This is a genomic window from Psychrobacter alimentarius, from assembly GCF_001606025.1.
GTDB lineage: Bacteria > Pseudomonadota > Gammaproteobacteria > Pseudomonadales > Moraxellaceae > Psychrobacter > Psychrobacter alimentarius.
In genome coordinates this window covers 2,456,084-2,476,413 of record NZ_CP014945.1, presented here as the reverse complement: position 1 = coordinate 2,476,413, position 20,330 = coordinate 2,456,084, and the positions used below count along the sequence as shown (strand labels likewise).

Annotated in this window: 15 protein-coding genes and 1 pseudogene; 10 read left to right on the top strand and 6 right to left on the bottom strand. The window is 41.4% G+C overall.

Annotated elements, in window-relative coordinates; genetic code table 11:
- Positions 1 to 185: 185 nt before the first annotated feature.
- Positions 186 to 1,091: a LysR family transcriptional regulator gene (locus A3K91_RS10145; protein ID WP_062845150.1), complete on the top strand. Its 906-nt coding sequence runs from the start codon at positions 186 to 188 to the stop codon at positions 1,089 to 1,091.
- Between the two features lie 225 nt (positions 1,092 to 1,316).
- On the opposite strand, the gene A3K91_RS10140 is transcribed toward A3K91_RS10145, so the two are convergent.
- From A3K91_RS10140 to A3K91_RS10120, 5 genes are all read right to left on the bottom strand, one after another.
- Positions 1,317 to 2,633, bottom strand: a complete 1,317-nt coding sequence (locus A3K91_RS10140) for a DUF3100 domain-containing protein (protein WP_062845149.1) — start codon at positions 2,631 to 2,633, stop codon at positions 1,317 to 1,319.
- A gap of 63 nt (positions 2,634 to 2,696) precedes the next feature.
- Positions 2,697 to 3,860 carry a M20 aminoacylase family protein gene (locus A3K91_RS10135; RefSeq protein WP_062845148.1) on the bottom strand — a complete coding sequence of 388 codons (1,164 nt, stop codon included), beginning with the start codon at positions 3,858 to 3,860 and terminating at the stop codon, positions 2,697 to 2,699.
- Between the two features lie 18 nt (positions 3,861 to 3,878).
- Positions 3,879 to 5,420 carry an aldehyde dehydrogenase family protein gene (locus A3K91_RS10130; RefSeq protein ID WP_228139853.1) on the bottom strand — a complete coding sequence of 514 codons (1,542 nt, stop codon included), beginning with the start codon at positions 5,418 to 5,420 and terminating at the stop codon, positions 3,879 to 3,881.
- Entirely contained in the window at positions 5,421 to 6,350 is a 930-nt protein-coding gene (locus A3K91_RS10125; RefSeq protein WP_257722189.1) for an NAD(P)-dependent oxidoreductase, read from the bottom strand.
- Between the two features lie 384 nt (positions 6,351 to 6,734).
- On the bottom strand, positions 6,735 to 7,166 hold the full coding sequence (locus tag A3K91_RS10120) for an Lrp/AsnC family transcriptional regulator (protein ID WP_062845146.1): 432 nt from the start codon (positions 7,164 to 7,166) through the stop codon (positions 6,735 to 6,737).
- A 168-nt stretch (positions 7,167 to 7,334) separates the two neighbouring features.
- On the opposite strand from A3K91_RS10120, the gene A3K91_RS10115 reads away from it, so the two are divergent.
- The 6 genes and pseudogenes from A3K91_RS10115 to A3K91_RS10095 all read left to right on the top strand — a co-directional run bounded on the left by A3K91_RS10115 (position 7,335) and on the right by A3K91_RS10095 (position 14,162).
- Positions 7,335 to 8,429, top strand: coding sequence for an ornithine cyclodeaminase (locus A3K91_RS10115; RefSeq protein WP_062845145.1), 1,095 nt, complete (start codon positions 7,335 to 7,337; stop codon positions 8,427 to 8,429).
- A 241-nt stretch (positions 8,430 to 8,670) separates the two neighbouring features.
- Positions 8,671 to 9,630, top strand: coding sequence for an arginase (locus A3K91_RS10110; RefSeq protein WP_062845144.1), 960 nt, complete (start codon positions 8,671 to 8,673; stop codon positions 9,628 to 9,630).
- Positions 9,631 to 9,725: 95 nt separating this feature from the next.
- The gene (locus A3K91_RS10105) at positions 9,726 to 11,135 is read left to right on the top strand and encodes a YjiH family protein (protein WP_062845143.1); all 1,410 of its coding nucleotides are present in this window, start codon (positions 9,726 to 9,728) and stop codon (positions 11,133 to 11,135) included.
- Between the two features lie 514 nt (positions 11,136 to 11,649).
- Positions 11,650 to 12,249: a BLUF domain-containing protein gene (locus tag A3K91_RS10100; RefSeq protein ID WP_157769654.1), complete on the top strand. Its 600-nt coding sequence runs from the start codon at positions 11,650 to 11,652 to the stop codon at positions 12,247 to 12,249.
- A 905-nt stretch (positions 12,250 to 13,154) separates the two neighbouring features.
- Positions 13,155 to 13,289, top strand: a pseudogene (locus A3K91_RS14300) (DUF4172 domain-containing protein); the annotation flags it as partial.
- A 66-nt stretch (positions 13,290 to 13,355) separates the two neighbouring features.
- Complete coding sequence (locus tag A3K91_RS10095) at positions 13,356 to 14,162, top strand: Fic family protein (protein WP_257722200.1); 807 nt, start codon at positions 13,356 to 13,358, stop codon at positions 14,160 to 14,162.
- A 193-nt stretch (positions 14,163 to 14,355) separates the two neighbouring features.
- Here A3K91_RS10095 and A3K91_RS10090 read toward each other — a convergent pair whose 3' ends face one another.
- Complete coding sequence (locus tag A3K91_RS10090; protein ID WP_084387330.1) at positions 14,356 to 15,993, bottom strand: BCCT family transporter; 1,638 nt, start codon at positions 15,991 to 15,993, stop codon at positions 14,356 to 14,358.
- 329 nt (positions 15,994 to 16,322) lie between these two features.
- Here A3K91_RS10090 and A3K91_RS10085 point away from each other — a divergent pair, with 329 nt between their 5' ends.
- From A3K91_RS10085 to A3K91_RS10075, 3 genes are read left to right on the top strand one after another with little or no spacing between them, the layout of a single operon-like run.
- Positions 16,323 to 17,516, top strand: a complete 1,194-nt coding sequence (locus A3K91_RS10085; RefSeq protein ID WP_062845141.1) for an aromatic ring-hydroxylating oxygenase subunit alpha — start codon at positions 16,323 to 16,325, stop codon at positions 17,514 to 17,516.
- A complete protein-coding gene (locus A3K91_RS10080; protein ID WP_062845140.1) occupies positions 17,516 to 18,946 on the top strand; it encodes an aldehyde dehydrogenase family protein in 1,431 nt (476 codons plus the stop codon). The genes A3K91_RS10085 and A3K91_RS10080 overlap by 1 nt, the downstream gene beginning before the upstream one ends.
- Before the next feature lie 26 nt (positions 18,947 to 18,972).
- On the top strand, positions 18,973 to 20,328 hold the full coding sequence (locus A3K91_RS10075) for an FAD-dependent oxidoreductase (RefSeq protein ID WP_062845139.1): 1,356 nt from the start codon (positions 18,973 to 18,975) through the stop codon (positions 20,326 to 20,328).
- The last annotated feature ends 2 nt before the right edge of the window (positions 20,329 to 20,330 follow it).

Below are 20,330 nucleotides of genomic sequence, written 5' to 3'. Positions count from 1 at the left end.
AAGTGATCTATTAACTGAGTAAGAGATCTGTTTGGCTGACTTATTTGGGGTATACTTTTTGATATACCATTGGCACTTCTGCAAGGTAGACCAAATGGTATGCCGACACTGACTCTTATGGCTCAATACGTGAGTCAAAGTGCTGAACTTATTCAATAACACTGAGAAGATCGCAAGGACAAGCAATGACAGAGATTAATGGCAAGCGGTTATCTTATCTTTATGAAGCGGTCACGATGGGTACGATTAGAGCTGCTGCAGATAAGCTCAATATTGCGCCCTCGGCCATCAGCCGCCAAATATCTCTGTTAGAAGAAGAGTTGACATGTACTCTGATTGAACGGCACCGCAAAGGGGTAACGCCGACAGAAGCGGGTAGTGTTCTCTTACGATTTTATCGAGAATCACTTTCTGCTGAAGAGGCTTGTGTGTCCAAATTACAGGCGCTATTGGGATTACAGCGGGGGCATATAAAGTTAGCCGTGGGCGATGGTTTTATTGCGGATTTGATGCTTGGCCCATTGTCTGAGTTTTCCCGTCTATATCCTGAGTTAACACTGTCAATCAGTACGGGTGGATCAAACGAAGTGATTCGTCAGGTTGAAGAGGATGAAGCACATATTGGGCTAGTGTTCCATTCCAGCAGTCATCCGCGCATCCGCTCGCAGGTAGTCAGTGATCAGCCAATGTATGTGATCGTTTCGCCTGACCACCCATTGGCTGATCGAAATAAACCGATGCGGTTGGAAGCGCTTTTAGAATATCCAGTGGGACTGGCTGAGAGTCGTTTTGGCGTCCGTCAGTTATTAGCGATGGCTGAGTTTCAACAAAAGATTCGATTTAATCCTATCTTAACCACTGACTCATTTAATGTACTAAAGAATTTTGCTCGCTCCAATATGGGGTTTACCTTCTTACCATATTTTGTCGTGTCCAAAGAAGTCGAAGACGGACACCTGATTGCAATCCCTATAGACAATACGCTGCTGGCAAGCGGTGAAGCTCATCTTGTCACGCGGTTGGGTCGTCATCTATCCCAAGGTCCGCATGAATTGCTACAGCATCTGAAGTTATGGATGAAAGATTTATAAGCAGCCTATAGTCAGTGAAAAGTAATATCGATACATCATGCACTGCTCATATCAATGCTCCTATTAATATTCTGGCTTGCTGCGTGTGCGCAGACAGAGGCTGCAAAAGTTGATATGAGCCGTACCGTAGCGCTTTTATTGTTTTTCAACTATACCTTCCCATCAGGCCAAGCACAGACGATTCGTCAGTGCTGCGACCTATGAGACAATACAGACGGATACCTTTTACAATAAGGCTTGGGCCACTACGGCAGAACCTAAGAAAGTGCCAGTGAAGGTAAGTAAGGCAACCACGGCAATTTTAAATCCAGATTTTTTAAACAAATTTACTTCCATCTGAGAGATGGCAAACCCTGCATAGGCAAGTACCGGAGTAATAAGCTGTAACACGCCTAACTTATCTGTTTCTACTAAGACATACTCGCTCATTGGAAACTGTGGCAGAGATATCAAAATAGCCACAATAGATATCCAAGCGATAGCAGGGACGTTGACAGGAATGATTTCCTTTAATAAGACGCCAACGATACAACACGCGAACAGAATTAACATGGCAGGTAGGGCAGAGATTGGATCAACGCCTTGTCCCACCCAATTACTGAGTAATAGAATGATACAGATAACCGCTAATAGAGACAAAGACTGCGTGACTGATAAGATAGATTGCTCTGGTATCTTTAAACTAGGATCTGTTTGTATAGCAGCAGTACTATTATTCTTTTTCTTAAACTTGCTAGTGATTTTATATAAAAACTCTGTGAATGGTAGGGCAATAAACAAACTGACAAATAGCCCTGTCGCGTAAGTTAAAAGGTTAGAGGTCGCTGCAAAGGCAGTAATAGTCTCTGCTTGCTCAGGCACCGTTTCTGCGAGCGCTGCTGAACAAGCACCCATCATACTACCGCTACCAATACCACAAGCCATCGCCAACGCACGGATATCCATAATATCCATGGAGGCAATAATTCCCGCCATTAATGAGAAATAAATGGCGCCAAACAACGTGCCCATCACGTAGACACCCATGACGCCGATACCTTCGGGACTTTGGAGCCCATACTTATCGGCAATAAGCGCGATATTCGGTTCACGAGCAATTGAGTGAGTGGCACCAATAGCCTCTCTACCCATACCAAACACCAATACAGCCACAGGTAAGGCAATAAGGGCAGTCGTTATGTTGCCCAATTCTTGTAGTAAAAGGGCGGGACCTGCGGCTATTATTTCTTCTACTTTAGGCCCGACCCCAACACCAAATTTTGCAATAAAAGGCATGATACTTAAGAGAACCGCGTAACTTGCAAATTTTGCTCGGTCTTTAGAGATAACCGCTTTCATCGTTGGGATGACATTGGGGTTTAATAGTAGGGTAAATATGAAGGCGTAGAGTAAAGGCAGTAAGACCAGTACGCCAATACCAATGGGAATCTTAATAATCCCTATCCATTCTGCAAGTAGTGATGTGACAATCACTAGTAAATGCAGCTTCCAATCAAATAAGTACTTAGTCATCGTACTTGATAGCACACTGGTATTATTCATAGCAACTCCCTTTGCAATTTATGGTTTCTACATAATGACTTCTACGTATTGTTACTACTTAATTTATGCAAACATTTTTGGTAGTTGAGACTCCACTAAAGAAACCCATACTTTGATACCTGTCTCAATTGCATCGTCGTTAAAGTCATAAGCGGCATTGTGTAGGGGTTTAGACGGACTACTACCATCAACACCTAACCAAAAATAAGCGCCTTTAACTTCTTGACTCATGAATGAAAAATCCTCAGAAGCCATGGATGGCTCTACATCCGTATTGACCTTATCAGCACCGAGCGCGTTAGTAGCAGCTTCTTTGATTTCAAGATAGGCTTGACTGTCATTAGTGGTGACTGGATAGCGAATATGGTAATCCATCTCGCCTGTGACCCCGTATAAAGGCGGTAATACTGTCACCATTTCTGTGAGCATGTCTTGCATGGACTGGCGTACGTCCATATCAAAGCTACGAACCGTTCCTTTTAAAATAGCGTAATCAGGGATGACGTTGGTTGTGTCACCACTGTTCATCTGCGTGACGCTAATGACACCTGATTTGAGTGGAGAGATTCGACGAGAGACAATAGATTGAATATTAGTAATCAACGCCGCACCTGCTGCTATAGGATCTGCTCCTAAATGCGGCATCGCTGCATGAGTGCCTTTACCCGTTAACGTAATTTCAAAGGTATCAAAAGACGCCATCATAGGGCCGTTATTGACCGCAATCTCTCCCACAGGTAGGCCTGGCCAGTTATGTAACCCGTAGACGGCATCCATAGGGAACTTATCAAACAGCCCATCGTCAATCATGGCCTTGGCACCGCCTAAGACCTCTTCCGCAGGTTGAAAGATAAAATAAATGGTGCCGCTAAAGTTTTTATGTTGGCTCAGATACTTTGCCGTGCCAAGCAGAACGGACGTGTGACCATCATGACCGCAGGCATGCATACAGTTTTCATGAGTGGATTTATGCTCAATATCGTTTTGCTCTTTTATCGGTAGCGCATCGATATCCGCTCGTATGCCAATAGTCGGGCCTGAGCCGTTCTTTAGAATACCGACAACCCCTGTGCCGCCCAATCCTTGATGTACTTCAATTCCAAAGGATTTTAACTTATCGACAATAAATGATGAGGTCTTAAACTCTTTAAACCCAAGCTCTGGCTGACTATGAATATGCTGACGCCACTGTTTTACTTCACCTAGTAAGGTTTCGTTAATTAACATGTATCTTCTCCTTACGTACTATTGGATTGAATAACCAAATTGAATAGCAGCATCTTTTGCGGTTTCGACCCAGACACTTTTCGTCTGTGTATATTCGAGTAAACCTTCGTAGCCACTTGATCGACCATAGCCGCTCTCACCAAAACCACCGAACGGCGACATGACGTTGATTGACTTATAGCTATTTACCCAAAAGGTTCCAGCATTTACCTGCGCGGCCATCCGATGCGCGCGGCCGACATCAGCCGTCCAAACAGCGCCCGCTAAACCAAACCGACTGTCATTTGCTATCGCGACTGCTTCTCCTTCTTCTTCAAATGAAATAACAGAAACCACAGGTCCAAAAATCTCTTCTTGTGCGACTCGCATAGTATTTTTTACATTGGCCAAAACAGTTGGCTGATAAAAATAACCGTTTTCACCGCCACAAATTGTGCCTGCCTTTCCACCTGCGGCAACAACCGCACCTTCAGCAATACCGTCAGAAACCAACGAATGTACGTGATTAAACTGTTTTTGATTATTAATTGGCCCGACCATCGTGCCTTCATCCCATGGCAAACCCACAGGTAACTTACCGGCTGCTGAGGCAACACGTTCCACGACTTCTTGATAAACATCACGATGGACCAATAATCGAGCACCTGATACACAGCTCTGTCCAGCAGCAGAAAATACAGCAGCTTGTGCGCCTACGACCGCACGATCCAGATCAGCATCTGGATAAATGATATTGGCTGACTTTCCGCCCAGCTCCAACACGCAAGGGATGACACGTTGCGCAGATGCCGAAGCGATAAGCGCGCCAGTCTTTGGTGAGCCGACAAAAACCACTTTTTTAGTGGCCGGATGAGCAATGGCGGCAGAACCTGTGGTGTGTCCCAATCCATTAATGACATTGACTAAACCACGCGGGATACCTGCTTGCTCAAGAATGTTAACGAGTGCCGTTGTGCTTAATGGGGTTAACTCAGAGGGTTTTAGTAAGACGGCATTTCCTGCACAGATGGCAGGCGCGATCTGCCAGCCTCCGGTAAATATAGGTGCGTTCCAAGGTGTGATTTGAGTCACTACGCCATAAGGTTCATGACGAGTATAGTTCAAATGACTTGTTGGTACGGGAATCACTTGTCCCATAATTTTGTCACACCAACCAGCATAGTATTCAAACATCTCGGCAACTTTTGCCACCTCAACTCGGCAATCACGAATAGGTTTACCTGCAGAGATACACTCTAAGCGTGCCAACGATTCTGCGGCTTCGCGTATTTTCATGCCGCACTTCCACATTAACTGACCTCTGGCACTGGCAGTCATTGACCACCATGCTTTTTGGGCTTTTATGGCAGCATTGGCGGCATTAGCAACAATATCTTTTCCCGCATCACGATAGCTTAAAAATACCTGACCGGTTGCTGGGTTAATCAGATCGATGTTGTCTCCATTACCTGTCACCAATTCTCCATCAACCCAACTTCCAAATTCAGAAGTACCCAGTAGTTCATTAAGCAATATGCCAACTTGCTGCTCACCATTTCCTTCTACGATAAAGCTCATCATCTATTCTCCTAAGCCAGCATTCTTAATGATGCAGTTAAAATCATCCTGATCAGGTATGTTTGCTTCGCTTTGCGACCAAATTTCGGCTACCTGTTGCGCTAAAGGCAACTCTAATCCCATCTCACCAATCATATTTTTTGCCAGACGCACGTCTTTACGCATCAGCTCCATCGTGAAACCAGAATCAAAACTTTGATTGAGAATCCAACGAGGGAAGTTTACTTCGCTGATCGCACTACGGCCTGAGCCAGCATTCAAACCAGCAATGAGGTCTTCAGGATTAAGCCCTGCCTTGGTACCCAGAGCGATTGCTTCAGCGGTGGTCACAAGATGGGCAGCACACAAAAGATTATTGATGAGTTTGGCGGCATGCCCATTGCCAGACTTGCCCATGTAGACCACTTTTGAGCTTAGGGCATTTAGATACAACTGGGCGCGTTCAAGAGCACTGCGTTCACCGCCCACTACCATGACCATAGTACCGGCCTCAGCACCTGCTGGACCGCCACTGACAGGGCAGTCCAATAACTGATGGCCCAATTGATCTAGCTCTATAGAGAGCGCTCGCGTCACTTCGGGTTCTGAGGTAGAGGTGTCAATAATTAAGGTTTTGGGCTGAGCATGGTCGATGATGCCACCAGCGCCTTTAATTACTGCTTGTACATGCTTTGCCATTGGCAAAGATAGAATGATGACGCTAGATTCAGCACACAGCGCTTTGATATCTGCAACGACATTTACACCGATTTCCTTGGCAGCTTGGCGTTGGGTTTCTCCTATGTCCGTGCCGAACACATTAAAACCCTCACGAAGCAAAGACTGAGCCATACCATTCCCCATACGGCCCAATCCGACGATACCTATAGTGTTTTTACTCATACCCATTCCTTTGTTTTTGTATCTTCTTTCAGTTTTATTGTAACCAATCAAACATTAAGAAGAACTACAACGGATAACCTTTTGTGTTCTAAAAAAGGCAACACTAAGACAAGCAAGTTGATTTACTTTTCACGGCATCTTGTGGTTTCTATAAATTGGTGAAGCGCTTATAAAATAGGCATAGCGGTCACAACGGGCTGATGAATCATCTAAATGACCACAGTATGTAAACAGGATTTTTTCGCTACCGCCTTTATGTCATAGACATTAAAAAACCCCAATCGTTAAACTGAGGCTTTCTAAATTTGGTAGGCATAAATAGATAAGAGCTGCTAACAATGCCTTCTATTATATCAATGTAGAGGCACGAAAATATGTAGAGCGAAAAAACCGAATGTTTTTAATGTTCCAGTCCTCATTATAGATACAGCCACATCACAGACTCGACAGCAAAACACTGGTTTCGCTATTCAAAATGCCATCTATTTCTCTTACTTGACGCAGCACTTCATCAAATTCTCTCAAACTTGTCGTATGTATCTCTGCTACCAAGTCCCATGCCCCATTGGTCGTATGAAGCTTGATCAGTTGCGGGATCCCTCGTAATTTCCTAATCACTTGTGACGTAGATTTGCCTGTTACTTCAATCATCATCATTGCTTTGACGGTTTCTTTATCTAGTGCCTCATGCACTCGAATCGTAAATCCTAAAATAGCGCCGTTATGGATTAGTCTATCCAACCTGTTTTGGACAGTGGCACGTGAGACTTTGAGTTTTTTCGCAAGGTCTGAGATGGTTGCTCGACCATCTTGTCGAAGTTCAGATATCAGTTCGCTATCTAAAGAGTCATAAGTGTAGTACGCCATAAAAGTGCTTCCTTCATCAAGTTTTGACATTATGCTAAGTGGCACTTATCAAGATGTCAAAAATACATCAATATTTAATAAGTTATTGACATTTTAACTGACAATTATAGTTGATAGCATATTGATTGTCGGTTTAACAAACAATATTCATGGAATGGAGAAAAACTAATGTCTAAATTTATCGTATCACAGAAGCAGGGTGTGCCATTTGTTAGCGTACAGGCGATGGCTAAAATGATTAGCAATCATGGTATAGAACAGACCATAACAGAATTGGTAGATGCGTTAGAGCAAGACTTTTCTCGCTGGGATCAGTTTGAAAAATCCAGTCGTTTTGCCTCCCACTCAAAAGATGGTGTCATAGAGTTAATGCCTGTCAGCGATGGCGACATGTTTGCGTGCAAGTATGTTAACGGTCATCCTATTAATACCAAGCGTGATTTGCAGACGGTCGCCGCTTTTGGCGTGTTGTCTGATGTCGATACAGGCTATCCGATTTTATTGACAGAAATGTGTATTTTAACGGCACTACGTACAGCGGCGACCTCGGCACTGGTTGCCAAACACTGTGCGCCTAAAAACGCCCAAACGTTGGCGCTCATTGGTAATGGTGCTCAAGGTGAGTTTCAGGCGATGGGTATGAAGGCAGTGGTGGGTATCTCAAAAGTGCGTTTGTATGATGTTGACCCAGCCGCCTCTGAAAAGGTCGCGCATAATCTCGCCGATTCAGGCTTAGATATTACTATTTGCAAAACCGTAGAAGAAGCCGTTGAAGGCGCAGATATCATCACGACCTGTACCGCAGATAAGAAAAACGCCACCATTTTGCGTGATGACATGATCAAAAAAGGCGTCTATCTCAATGCCATCGGTGGCGACTGCCCTGGCAAAACAGAGCTGGATGCCAATATTTTACTAAGAGCCGATCATGTCATTGTAGAGTTTGAACCGCAAACCCGTATTGAAGGCGATATTCAACAGCTTTCCCAAGACTTTCCTGTGACCGAGTTTCACCGCATCGTAAACGGTGAGAAAGAAGTACGCACCAACGACAATAATTTAGTGGTATTTGATGGTGTTGGTTTTGCCTCAGAAGACTTTACGGCGCTAGTATTTTTGCGTGATTTGATCAAAAAACAGGACACATATGAGTTACTTGATTTGATTCCTCATCAACAAGATCCTAAAAACCTCTATTCGGTCGTGAAAGCGCATAGCAAAGATCGTAGCGTAGCAACGAATGAAGCTGAGTCTATGGCGTAAGTGGGAGCTGTATGTTTGAGCCGTTATAAAGTGTTTAATCCACTACAAAATAAATATAGCGCTGCTGAGATAAATTTTGCGCCGCCTCTGTCTGCGAAGGCACAGCAAGCCAGAAAAATTTGTTTCAGTCGCGCGTGATAGTGAGATATATCTTTTTTATGTAGGACTGACTATAGCCAAGTAGTTAGGAAAAATAGATTTAAATGATGAAAAAATTGTTTTATTTAATGGAGACAAAATTATGAATGATTTAATGAAAAACGTGCGGATAGTAGAAGTGTATTCAGATGTCGCAGGGCATAAAAAAGGCGCGTCACTAGGAATCGATGCATTGCGTGCGTCATCAAAAGAGATGAATGCAGACTACTACGAAAAACTACAACTTGACAGTATCAAAAATGAATATATTCATGAAGAAGAATCGCCATTTAAACATGCAAAATACGCTGATGTGATTGAGCCTGTTATTTCTAAATTGGCACATAAAATAAAAGAGATAAGAGAGGAGAATCAATTTCCTATCGTTATCGCAGGCGATCATTCTAGCTGTGCAGGTACGATGCATGGTCTCAAAATGGCGCACCCTGATGCTGAGATCGGTGTGGTGTATATAGACGCGCATGCTGATTTTCATTCACCATATACCAGTGGGTCAGGAAATATGCACGGCATGCCTTTGGCAATGGCGTGTGCAATCGATAACTTGGAATGTAAGCGCAATGAGCTTTCTGACGAAGAAAAAGCGTACTGGGAGCGATTGAAGTTTATGGCATCTGATGAGCCATCAATCAAGCCAGAAAATGTGGTGTTTTGTGCGGTTAGAGATTACCAAGAAGAAGAGATGGAATTAATCAAAAGACATAAGATTCCTTTATATAGTGTGGCTGAAATAACCAAAAAAGGCATTAGTGCCACAGTAGCAGAAATCTTTAAAAAACTAGAATACTGTGATCATATTTATGTGTCGTTTGATGTGGATAGTGTTGATCCTTTATATGTCCCAGGAACAGGCACGCCTGCTATGAATGGTCTGTCTTATGAGCAAGCCATGCAGCTCAATATAGAATTGATTAAGAATGAAAAAGTATGCTGTTGGGAAATGGCAGAAATCAATCCTTTATATAATAATTCAAAAGATGACTCAACCAGAATATTTAAGATTTTAGAAGAAGTTACGCATTCACTTTTAAATAATTACTAACCTAAATTTTTAAAATAAGTTAAAGAATCCAGTCTAAAAAATCATTATATAAGATTATTTAGGTTGGTTAAAAAGGGACGAAAGGTAACAATAATATGGATATTATTAAAGCCAGTGCTTCAGATCAGGATGTCAGCAGTAACAGTATCAACATCAAACAATTTTTAAAATTCTTCATACCCTCTATGATAGGGTTAATCGTCTTTGTATTTCCTATTCCCTATGTGGATGGTAAGTTTGTCAGCTACTCAGACGGATTTACCATTCCTATCGCTGTGCTAAAGGATTATATACAAGGTTATATGAGCGACTTTTTACCATTGCTCGTTGTCATCTCAATTATGATTACGGTGGTTGGCAGCTTGTATACCAAAATCGTGAAACCTTCATGGATTTTAAACAATCAATTTTTGAATAATTTACTGAACGTCAAAACATCTTGGCTAATTCTTAGAATGCTTGGTGCATTTTTTGTTGTTGTGACCTATTTTAAATTTGGATTTGAGGCAATATATTCAGACAGTATTGGCGGTCTATTATTGTATGAGCTCATGCCCATACTTTTTATCGTTTTTTTCTTAGCAGGATTATTGCTGCCGCTATTGCTAGATTTTGGCTTATTAGAATTTGTTGGCGTTTTATGCACCAAAGTCATGAGACCGTTATTTGGTTTACCAGGTAGGTCATCTGTCGATTGTTTGGCATCATGGTTAGGTGACGGCACGATTGGCGTGTTACTAACGGATAAACAATTACAAAGTGGATTTTATACCAAAAGAGAAGCAGCGGTGATTGCAACAAGCTTTTCAGCCGTTTCGGTTACCTTTTGTTTGGTGGTGATTTCTCAGGTCAAGCTAGAAAGTTACTTTATCAATATGATTGGCGTGGTTGCGTTGTGCGGCATCGTTTGTGCGCTCATCGTACCAAAGTTATTCCCTTTGTCTAAAATTGAAGATACGTACATAACAAAGAACGATGAAGTAGATTGTGAAGCCATTCCCGAAGGCAAAACGCTATTCAACTATGGCTTACATAAAGCTGTTCAAAAAGCGGACAAGAGCCCCAGTTTTTTTAAGTTCTTAAACGATGGGTTAAAAAACATCTTGGATATGTGGATAGGGATACTACCGATCGTCATGGCAATTGGAACGTTAGGGTTGATTGTGGCAGAAAAAACGCCCGTATTTGATTATTTGGGTATGCCATTTATTCCATTCTTAGAGTTATTGAATATCCCATTTGCAGCAGAGATGTCAAAAACGATCATGGTAGGTTTTGCAGATATGTTTTTACCCGCTATCATCGGCTCTTCCATAGAATCAGAATTAACGCGGTTTGTCATCGCTTGCTTGTCAGTCTCTCAATTGATCTATATGTCGGAAGTCGGCGGATTGATTTTAGGAACAAAAATCCCCGTTAGCTTTGTTCAGTTGTTAGTCATTTTTCTATTAAGAACCGTTATTTCATTACCGATTATTGCACTATGTGCTCATATGATTTTTTAAGGATATTCAGCTGTAAATTTGGCTTTGCAAGCAAGTTTTTTAAATAGAGCTTTCTGAAAACTGCCTGCACTATATCTAAACAAAAATCAGCAGCAAAAAACCACCTATCAAGGTGGTTTTTTGCTGCTGACATCGAGCTACTTACAAGATAGGTATTGGCTTTTAAGAGTATGTCAATCTGAGCTATGCTGAAGACAGCATAATAAATATGGTTTGATTTTTATCGTCAGACTATGTAATTAAAATCTCCCAAAGTTAATTGTACGGATTTGACGGCAGGAGTCAGTACTTGCTCGACGTTATCATTGATTTGTTTTTTACAACTCACTCGGATATACAATATTGGTATAACTGTAATTATGGACGTAAAGCGTTATTTTTCATACTCTCAGCCTGAACATATACTTAGAAAACATGTAAAATAACAAATATTATATTAATTAGAAACACAAGATCGTTTAGGAAAGTGAAAGTAAGAATGAACATAATAAATCATAAAATGCTAGAAGGTTGTATGAGCGATACTCCTTCAGACACTCTCATAAGGTTGATATATATCAGTAAGGTAAATACCAACAAGATGTCTGTCTTTAAGCATATACAGACTCACTCGGAGAGCTTTAATAGAGGCAATAATATTAGAGGCTTTTTGTGTAATAACGAAGAAAGCTTTTTACAATGCCTAGAAGGTTCAAAGGGCATTGTATTCTCTCTTATGCAAAGAATTTTCCAAGACGTTAATCATAAAGAGGTAGACGTCATTTTTGCTGAAAAAGTAGGTGGTTACAGCTTTTTAGATTGGCGCATGCATAGCCTTTATCTAAACGATAGTAACTGGGAAAAGATTTCAAATCATACTCAGTTGAGCGATATTTCGCCATTTAAACCAGAAACTTGGCCAAATTGGTTTGTAGAGCATTTTATAGAATGTGTCAAGATAGTAAATTACTCCAACATAGATGAGGATTTTGATCACATTACGTTTGATACTTTAGGATATTCGGAAGTTGAAAAAAAGTTGGCAAATGATGGCTTGTTCTTTTACATCTTTCTTGGTTTACTCATTTGCTCGATAGTGGCTATTTTATTATTTAAGTATGATGTCATTTCTTAGCACTATTAATCGACACAAATTTTAGTACTCTAGTAACGATCATGATCTGGTCGTAATGTATGACCTTGATTAATATAAAAATTTTAGTTGTAATGCGTTGCCAAGTTGATTAAAGAATAGTACCACATCAGGTATATTCATCGTAAATGTGGTGTGGAAGTTGCCATTATTTTTTATAAAGCCACAACAAATGCGATAGTTTCCCATTGATATATACGTTCTAAAATAGAGTTACCAAATGTATTTTTCAAATCAATAAAATACCTGTAGTTTACTATCTGTAATAGGTGGAATTTTGCAGTAGCGGTCAAAAAAGAGTTTTAATTTAGAGTGTTTTGAAGGGCTGGCCATCATCGCTTTTCTAAATGACTTAGAGCGGATTGAATAATCATTACTATGAGTTGATGAAAGCACTGCTTTTCTCCTACAGCCCATATTTTACGGACAAAAAAAAGCCCCAATCGTGAGATCGGGGCTTTCTAAATTTGGTAGGCATAAGCAGACTCGAACTGCTGACCTCTACCATGTCAAAGTCGCTCAACCAAAGTACATATTATGACAATATCTTACATACATTGATATTTATAGCCTATAGGCATTATAAGATTAAATAATCGCGATGTAAATTGTAATCGAATAAAATTTAACTCGTATTTGGGCACTATATTTTTATAGTGTTTTTACCTCCACTCAATCACTGCTTAGAGCAAAAAGCCGCGTAATTTTATTAAAAATTTATCTTTAATGTTTCGATTTTTAAGGCCGATTTTCTGGTTTTAAAATTTCTAGGTATTGTTTCTATTACTTATATCCATGAGCATTCAAGTTGGACTGAATGGCAATGGTCGGACAAAAAACTATTGCCACTCGTCAGTCGTGTGCGGATATTATAAGGCCGTTTATTAGGAAAACTTCTAACAATAGGGTTCGATCTGAATGTTGAGGCACAATTAGATGATGTAACTTTGGAGATTGTCAAAACCTCTGAGATAGAAAGGGAATCTCTAAATAACGAACGAGTGTGTTCCTCAGTTGCGCGGCATTTAGGGTTAGATAACGCCAGTATACTAACGACTACTCGTGAGATCGATGCAGTGGTAGAAACGATGCTAAATGCTACCTATCATTATCAACAGCCACTACAATTGGACGACTTACTCGGGTGGCATCGAGCATTATTTCCAGATGGGTATAGTGGTCTTTATCGTATTCAAGCAGGTAGTATCCGTGATGATAGTAAAGGGCCAATGCAAGTAGCGTCTGGTGGGTATGGTCGTGAGCAGGTTCACTTTGTTGCTCCAAGTGCAGAGAAGTTACCAGATGAGCTAGCGAAGTTTTTGTTATGGTTTAATACCTTAGCAAATGAGCAAGATGATATAGATTTAGTCATCAAAGTAGGTATTGCTCATTTATGGTTTGTGACGCTCCATCCATTTGATGATGGAAATGGACGGCTAACGCGAGCAATCACAGAACGAATGTTTGCAAAAAGCGATAACAGTGCCCAGCGCTTTTATAGTATGTTAGCGCAGATTCTTAAACAGCGTAATGACTACTACAAAATACTAGAGCGCACGCAAAAGGGTGATACTGATATCACTGATTGGCTGGTCTGGTTTTTACAAACGTTAGAGCAAGCACTAATTGCTGCTCAAATGACCACCGATAAAATCATTAATAAAGCAAGTTTTTGGCAGACGCATCGAACGCATGCTTTGAATAGTAGGCAAGTAAAAATGCTGAATATTTTGCTGACTGACTTTTACGGCAACCTAACCACTAAGAAATGGGCAGTTATGACCAAGTGCTCTATAGACACGGCACTACGCGATATTAATGATTTGATAGAGAAGGGTATGATGCAAAAATCTGAGGCATCGGGACGCAGTACGAGCTATGAGTTGGTTTTTTAGTAGAATTACGAGCTTCAGAGAGATTTTACAATGGGTTCAAGTCTATTGCGTTAAGACAAAATATATGAACAAGCTCTGTTAATACGTTTAGTTTATCAAGTATGGTTCTACATTTTTTCCAGCATAGTTCAATGCTAGTCAAAAAATAGAAACTCTTAAGAGTTTCTATTTTAATAAAGGAAAACAGATTCTATTATGATAACTTTGATAGATCTTGATCCACAGTCTTAACGTTTGAATTAAGAGTATTTATCCTATCGGCTTCCTTATTCAAGCTCTTATATAAAGTAATACACATAATGAAAAGAAAGATTGAAATCGGGAAGCCGGCGATAATAGAGGCAGTTTGCATGGCTTTTAGACCGCCAGCATACAGTAAACCGCCGGCAATAACTGCAATTAACACCCCCCAAACCACCCGCATTTTTTTAGGAGACGTCTGTGCCCCTTCTGCATCTAGAAAGCATAAAACGTATGTTCCACTATCTGCGGAGGTAATCAAAAACGTAGCAAGTAATATACAGGCTAGAATGCTTAATAACTGTCCTATGGCATCACCGCCCACACTATCAAACATAGTAAACAAAGCAAAAGTCGTGTCTAGTTGGACAGCTTCAACGACAGGACCACCAGCAAACGCTTCTTGAGCAGGCAGGCCAGCTTCAACTAATGCTGCCGCTTGTGTCTCATAGGCATGACGAGCATCTTGCTCAACTTTTAAGGTAGATCCACCGACAACTGACATCCAGATTGCTGTGATTAAAGTGGGAACCAACAGTACACCACCAACCAATTCACGGATAGTGCGTCCTTTTGAAATACGAGCGACAAACATACCAACAAAAGGTGCCCAAGTCATCCACCATGGCCAGTAATAAGCTGTCCACCAATTTTGCCACCCTGAATCTTTTTGTGCATCACTCCATAAACTCATGCCTACGATATTTTGAGTGTAGTTTCCAGTGGTTTCAAGGAGCGTATGTAGTATATAGCGAGTTGGACCGATGATGATAAGAATAACAATCAGAGAGAGTGCTAAAAGCATATTAAGGTTGGATAAGTATTTCATTCCCTTGTTGACACCCGTGACTGCAGAATAAGTCGCAATCGTACAAAGTACACCTAATAAAAGAAGCTGATTAGATAGGCCGTTCTCTATACCAAACACTTGGCTCAAACCAGTATTAATTTGGAGCGCACTCATACCGAGAGATTGGGCAATACCAAACGCTGTAATGACGATAGTAAAAATATCAATCGTGTGTCCAATGGGTCCGTAAATACGGTCTCCAATGACTGGATACAGGATAGAACGTAAGCTGAAAGGCAACCCTTTTCGATAGCTAAAATAAGCCAATGCTAAGGCTGTGATACAAAATATTGCCCATGGGTGTAAACCCCAGTGAAAGAAAGTGAGCTGCATGGCCATACTTGCAGACTCATCACTCAGGTTAGCAGCGAAAGGATTACTCATATAATGATAGATAGGTTCTGCAGCAGACCAAAAAACCAAACCGACTCCCATACCACCAGAAAACAACATAGAGATCCAACTGATAAAAGTGAACTCTGGTTCCTCATCGTCTTTACCTAAGCGTATATGTCCAAGGCGACTGAACATCACAAAAAACAGAAAGGCGACAACACCTGTCATCAGAAAAATATAAAACCACTTAAAGTTTTGTAACAGCATGGTTGAAAAGCTTTCAAAAGCCACACCTGCCTGCTCCGCTTGGAGCGCACAGAACAATACAAAAGCAATAACCAACACTTTTGAGACAACCGTTATGGTTGGATTTAATCCTTTAAAAATGCCTGATGTAGCTAGCATGATCACTCCTTGAATGCGTTACGACAGCTAGATTTCCATAGCCAGCTGTATACTTGGTTTATTCAGAGTAGTGCTATGTACCAGTCCCTTTCAAACTATTTATTATCATAGATAGATGAGTTTTATTAATAGAAAACAATAGTCTATATTTACTATAAAGAATGTTTGTAAAATGTATGACAAAAACTCATGGATATCTAGTAAAAAAGTCGTTTGTCAATTTCCGTAGTATCTAGCAGAATCTCTATTAAGCACCACTTAGTGCTCATGAGTGGCTAAAGCCAGCGCACGGAAGTCATGCGTCATTCAAATCTATGGAGAGAGTTAATATGAAAAATACCCGCCAAAATCTCATTTCAATACAGCAAGTAGACAACGTTCTCAATCCAATTACTGAAGCTCATGGTATGCCGAATTTGGCCTATGTCAGTGAGGATTATTTCAATTTTGAGCGCGATAATATTTTAAGTAAAACTTGGGTCTGTGTTGGATTTGCCTCTGATCTTGTCAAAAACGGCTATATTAAACCTGTTGAGTTTATGGGATTACCATTGCTTATGATGCGTAATCGTGAAGGCCAAGTACAGGTCTTTCACAACGTCTGTAGTCACCGTGGCATGAAATTGGTTCATGAAGAAGGGGTAGTTCAAGGTGTTATCCGTTGCCAGTATCATTCTTGGAGTTATGATCTAGATGGCAACCTTAAGGGTACGCCACATGTAGGTGGTATAGGTAAACATAAAGATGAGCGTTTTAAATGCGAAGACCATGGTTTACGCGCATTACGTTCTAGTGTTTGGATGGATATGGTCTTTGTAAACATATCAGGGGATGCAGCACCGTTTGAAGAGCATATCGAACCTTTATTGCAGCGCTGGAAACCTTTTTGGGGTGAGAATGGTTTAGATCAGATCCATCGCGTCAATATGAATGAAGGTTTAGAGATTGAAGTCGATAGCAACTGGAAGCTTACCGTTGAGAACTATTGTGAAGCCTATCATTTACCATGGGTACATCCTGCATTAAATACGTATTCCAAGTTGGAAGATCATTACAACATCATGTTTGAAGATCGTTTTGCAGGTCAAGGTAGTTATAAATACAATTTGTCTGACAGCCAAGGAACTCACTTACCTAAATTCCCAAGCTGGCCAGAAGATAAATTGAATCACGCTGAATATGTGGCTTTGTTTCCAAACGTATTATTGGGGATTCAAGCTGACCACGTATTTGCCATGATGATTGATCCAATCAGTGCTGAAAAGACGACTGAAAAACTACGTCTGTATTTTGTGAGTGAGGAATCCACTAAAGATGTTTATGCTGCTTGCCGTACGGCAACATTGGAATCTTGGCGTGTGGTGTTCGGTGAGGATATTACAGCGGTTGAGGGTTTACAAAAAGGTCGTCATTCTCCTGGGTTTGGTGGTGGTGTATTTTCACCTGAGATGGATCTGCCAACTCACTTCTTTCAAAAGTGGCTAGCTACTCAAGCCAAAAGTGCATTAGAAGGGGCGGCATAGTGCAACATTATCTTAATTATATTGATAATCAATGGCGGGATTCGTCCCGTCAGCTGACGATCATGAATCCTAGCACAGGTGAGGCATACGCCACCATTGCTCAAGCTGATATCGAAGATGCCAACCTAGCAATGACGTCTGCAAGGCGTTGTGTCAATCAAGGTCTATTAACTGATGTAAGACCTGCACAGCGTCTGACTTGGATGCTAAAAGCTGCCGAAGAGATTCGTAAAATTACTGAAGAGGCAGCGCTGGTGCTGTGCTTGGAGAATGGTAAAAACTTGAATACAGCTCGCGATGAGTTTATTGAAGCGGCTCGTTATTTTGAGTATTACGCTGGAATCGCAGACAAAATCGAAGGTATTTCTGTTCCTTTAGGCAAAGACTATATCAATTTTACTCAATACCAACCAATGGGTGTATCAGTACAGATCGTACCTTGGAATTTTCCAGTATCCATATGTGCCCGTTCTTTAGCGCCAGCTTTGGCAGCAGGAAATGCAGTGGTAGTCAAATCTCCTGAGATTTCTCCCATTGCTATGACTTTATTGTTTAAAGCGATTGATAAAGCTGGTTTTCCGCAAGGAGCCGTGCACTTGCTATGTGGTAAAGGATCGGAGATTGGTACGCACTTAGTCAAGCATTCAGAAACCGATCAAATTGTATTTACAGGCTCAGTTCCCACAGGTCAACGCATTCTCAAAGATGCGGCTGAGCGGGCAACACCTTCAGTTATGGAATTAGGCGGAAAATCTGCAGCAATTGCGTTGGCAGATGTGGATTTAGACACACTACTTAGCAGTGTGAAATCTGGCATCTTTTATAACGCTGGGCAGGTATGCTCAGCCATGTCACGCTTGTTAGTGCACCATAGTCGTTATGAGGAAGTAAAGAAAGCAGTTGTAGATTTGGCGCAAGGTTTAAGTATCGGAATAGGTGAATACAATCCAGATTTAACCCCCGTCGTTTCTAAAAATCAACAGCAACAAATTTTACAAATGATTGAATCAGCCCGTCAAGAAGGCGCTGCAATCTTGACAGGTGGAAATGCGCCCGATTTGGATGGCTATTTTGTATCACCAACGATTATCGAAGCCAGCCATGAGATGAGTATCGCGCAGCAAGAAGTCTTTGGTCCTGTCTTAGTAATTATGCCATTTAATGATGAAGAACAAGCGATTGAGATGGCTAACGGAACAGATTTTGGTTTGGTCGCTGGTGTGTTTGGTGAGGGTCTAAGTCAGACGTTACGTGTTGCAAATAAACTAATTGCAGGGCAGATATTTATTAATGAATGGTTCGCTGGTGGCATCGAAACACCGTTTGGCGGTGTTGGATTATCAGGTTTTGGTCGTGAAAAAGGGCAGGAAGCCATCTACAGTTATGTTCAGACACGTAACATTGGTATTCGTCTGAGACATAACACGTAGTAATAGTATAAAAAGGAGTAGACAAGATGAAAAAATGGTTATGTATTGTCTGTGGATGGGTCTATGACGAGGCTAAAGGATGGCCTGCTGATGGAATCGCGCCAGGTACGAAATGGGAAGACATCCCCGAAGATTGGTTATGTCCCGATTGTCAGGTGACAAAAGCTGATTTTGAAATGTTAGAAATTACAGACGAAGATGATGAAAATATCGAAGCTCCTGTCGTTGAAGACGATATTGAACCTGTAGTAATCATTGGAAGTGGACATGCAGGCTATCAGTTGGCGTCAGCATTGCGTAGCCAGTCTCCAGATTTGTCTATTACCTTGTTTACTGCTGATGATGGATCGGTTTATAGCAAGCCTGCTTTATCTAATGCGCTAGCTTTAGGCAAAAGCTCTGCGGACTTGGTGAGAGAGTCTGCCCTGAGTTGGGAGCGACGGTTAAACATTCGCGTGTATGCACATACTCGAATTGAACGAATCGACCGCCTCCATAAACGGCTTTACACGACTATAGGTGAGTATACCTATGGCCGTCTAGTGTTAGCGACTGGTGCTACACCCATTATCGTTCCAGTAGAAGGCGAGCAATCTGCTCTTTTTAGCGTGAATGATTTGGCAGATTACAAAAACTTCCGTTCTAGATTAACAGATAAAAAACATGTCACTATTTTAGGTGATGGTCTGATTGGTTGCGAGTTTGCTAATGATTTGGCGGCTCACGGCGTAAATGTCACTGTTGTCGGGTTAGGCGAATGGCCTATGAGTAGGCTAATCCCGCAACCGTTAGGGTCTGCGTTGCAACAAGCTTTGAGCGACATTGGTGTTGAATGGAAACTAGCAAACAGTATCCGCTCTGTTGAAACCCATAATGATCGTTATCAATTAAGTCTACAAGATGGGCAGTGTATTGAGACGGATTTAGTGCTTAGTGCAGTGGGTTTAAGGCCAAATATTGCTCTAGCTCAATCAGCAGGTTTAATAACGGGACGAGGTGTTCAGACTGATCTAAATCATCGTAGTAACGACCCTTCGATCTATGCATTAGGTGACTGTGCTGAAGTGGATGGGGATTGGGCACCGTATATCAATCCTATTAACCAAGCCATACCGTCTTTAGTGAACAGTCTATTAGGAAAGCCGACACCCGCCACACTCAAAGCAACCCCTGTCATAGTAAAAACACCTATCTTGCCGTTGAGCATATTACCGAGCGTTGGAGAGGGTGATTGGCGCATTGAGCAGCATGGGCAGGAGCTGGCAGCAGGTTTCTATGATACGACAGGCGCTTTGAGAGGGTTTGCATTACTTGGTGCTACCTTGCAAGGTCAACGTAATCAATGGCTTGAAAAATTAAGTCTCAATAAAGCAGCCGCTTAAAG

Bases quoted from the DNA above. Each gene is read 5' to 3' on its own strand.
- A3K91_RS10145 (WP_062845150.1), top strand. From the start codon at position 186: ATGACAGAGATTAATGGCAAGCGGTTATCTTATCTTTATGAAGCGGTC.
- A3K91_RS10140 (WP_062845149.1), bottom strand. From the start codon at position 2,633: ATGAATAATACCAGTGTGCTATCAAGTACGATGACTAAGTACTTATTT.
- A3K91_RS10135 (WP_062845148.1), bottom strand. From the start codon at position 3,860: ATGTTAATTAACGAAACCTTACTAGGTGAAGTAAAACAGTGGCGTCAG.
- A3K91_RS10130 (WP_228139853.1), bottom strand. From the start codon at position 5,420: ATGATGAGCTTTATCGTAGAAGGAAATGGTGAGCAGCAAGTTGGCATA.
- A3K91_RS10120 (WP_062845146.1), bottom strand. From the start codon at position 7,166: ATGGCGTACTACACTTATGACTCTTTAGATAGCGAACTGATATCTGAA.
- A3K91_RS10115 (WP_062845145.1), top strand. From the start codon at position 7,335: ATGTCTAAATTTATCGTATCACAGAAGCAGGGTGTGCCATTTGTTAGC.
- A3K91_RS10110 (WP_062845144.1), top strand. From the start codon at position 8,671: ATGAATGATTTAATGAAAAACGTGCGGATAGTAGAAGTGTATTCAGAT.
- A3K91_RS10105 (WP_062845143.1), top strand. From the start codon at position 9,726: ATGGATATTATTAAAGCCAGTGCTTCAGATCAGGATGTCAGCAGTAAC.
- A3K91_RS10100 (WP_157769654.1), top strand. From the start codon at position 11,650: ATGAGCGATACTCCTTCAGACACTCTCATAAGGTTGATATATATCAGT.
- A3K91_RS10095 (WP_257722200.1), top strand. From the start codon at position 13,356: ATGCTAAATGCTACCTATCATTATCAACAGCCACTACAATTGGACGAC.
- A3K91_RS10090 (WP_084387330.1), bottom strand. From the start codon at position 15,993: ATGCTAGCTACATCAGGCATTTTTAAAGGATTAAATCCAACCATAACG.
- A3K91_RS10085 (WP_062845141.1), top strand. From the start codon at position 16,323: ATGAAAAATACCCGCCAAAATCTCATTTCAATACAGCAAGTAGACAAC.
- A3K91_RS10075 (WP_062845139.1), top strand. From the start codon at position 18,973: ATGAAAAAATGGTTATGTATTGTCTGTGGATGGGTCTATGACGAGGCT.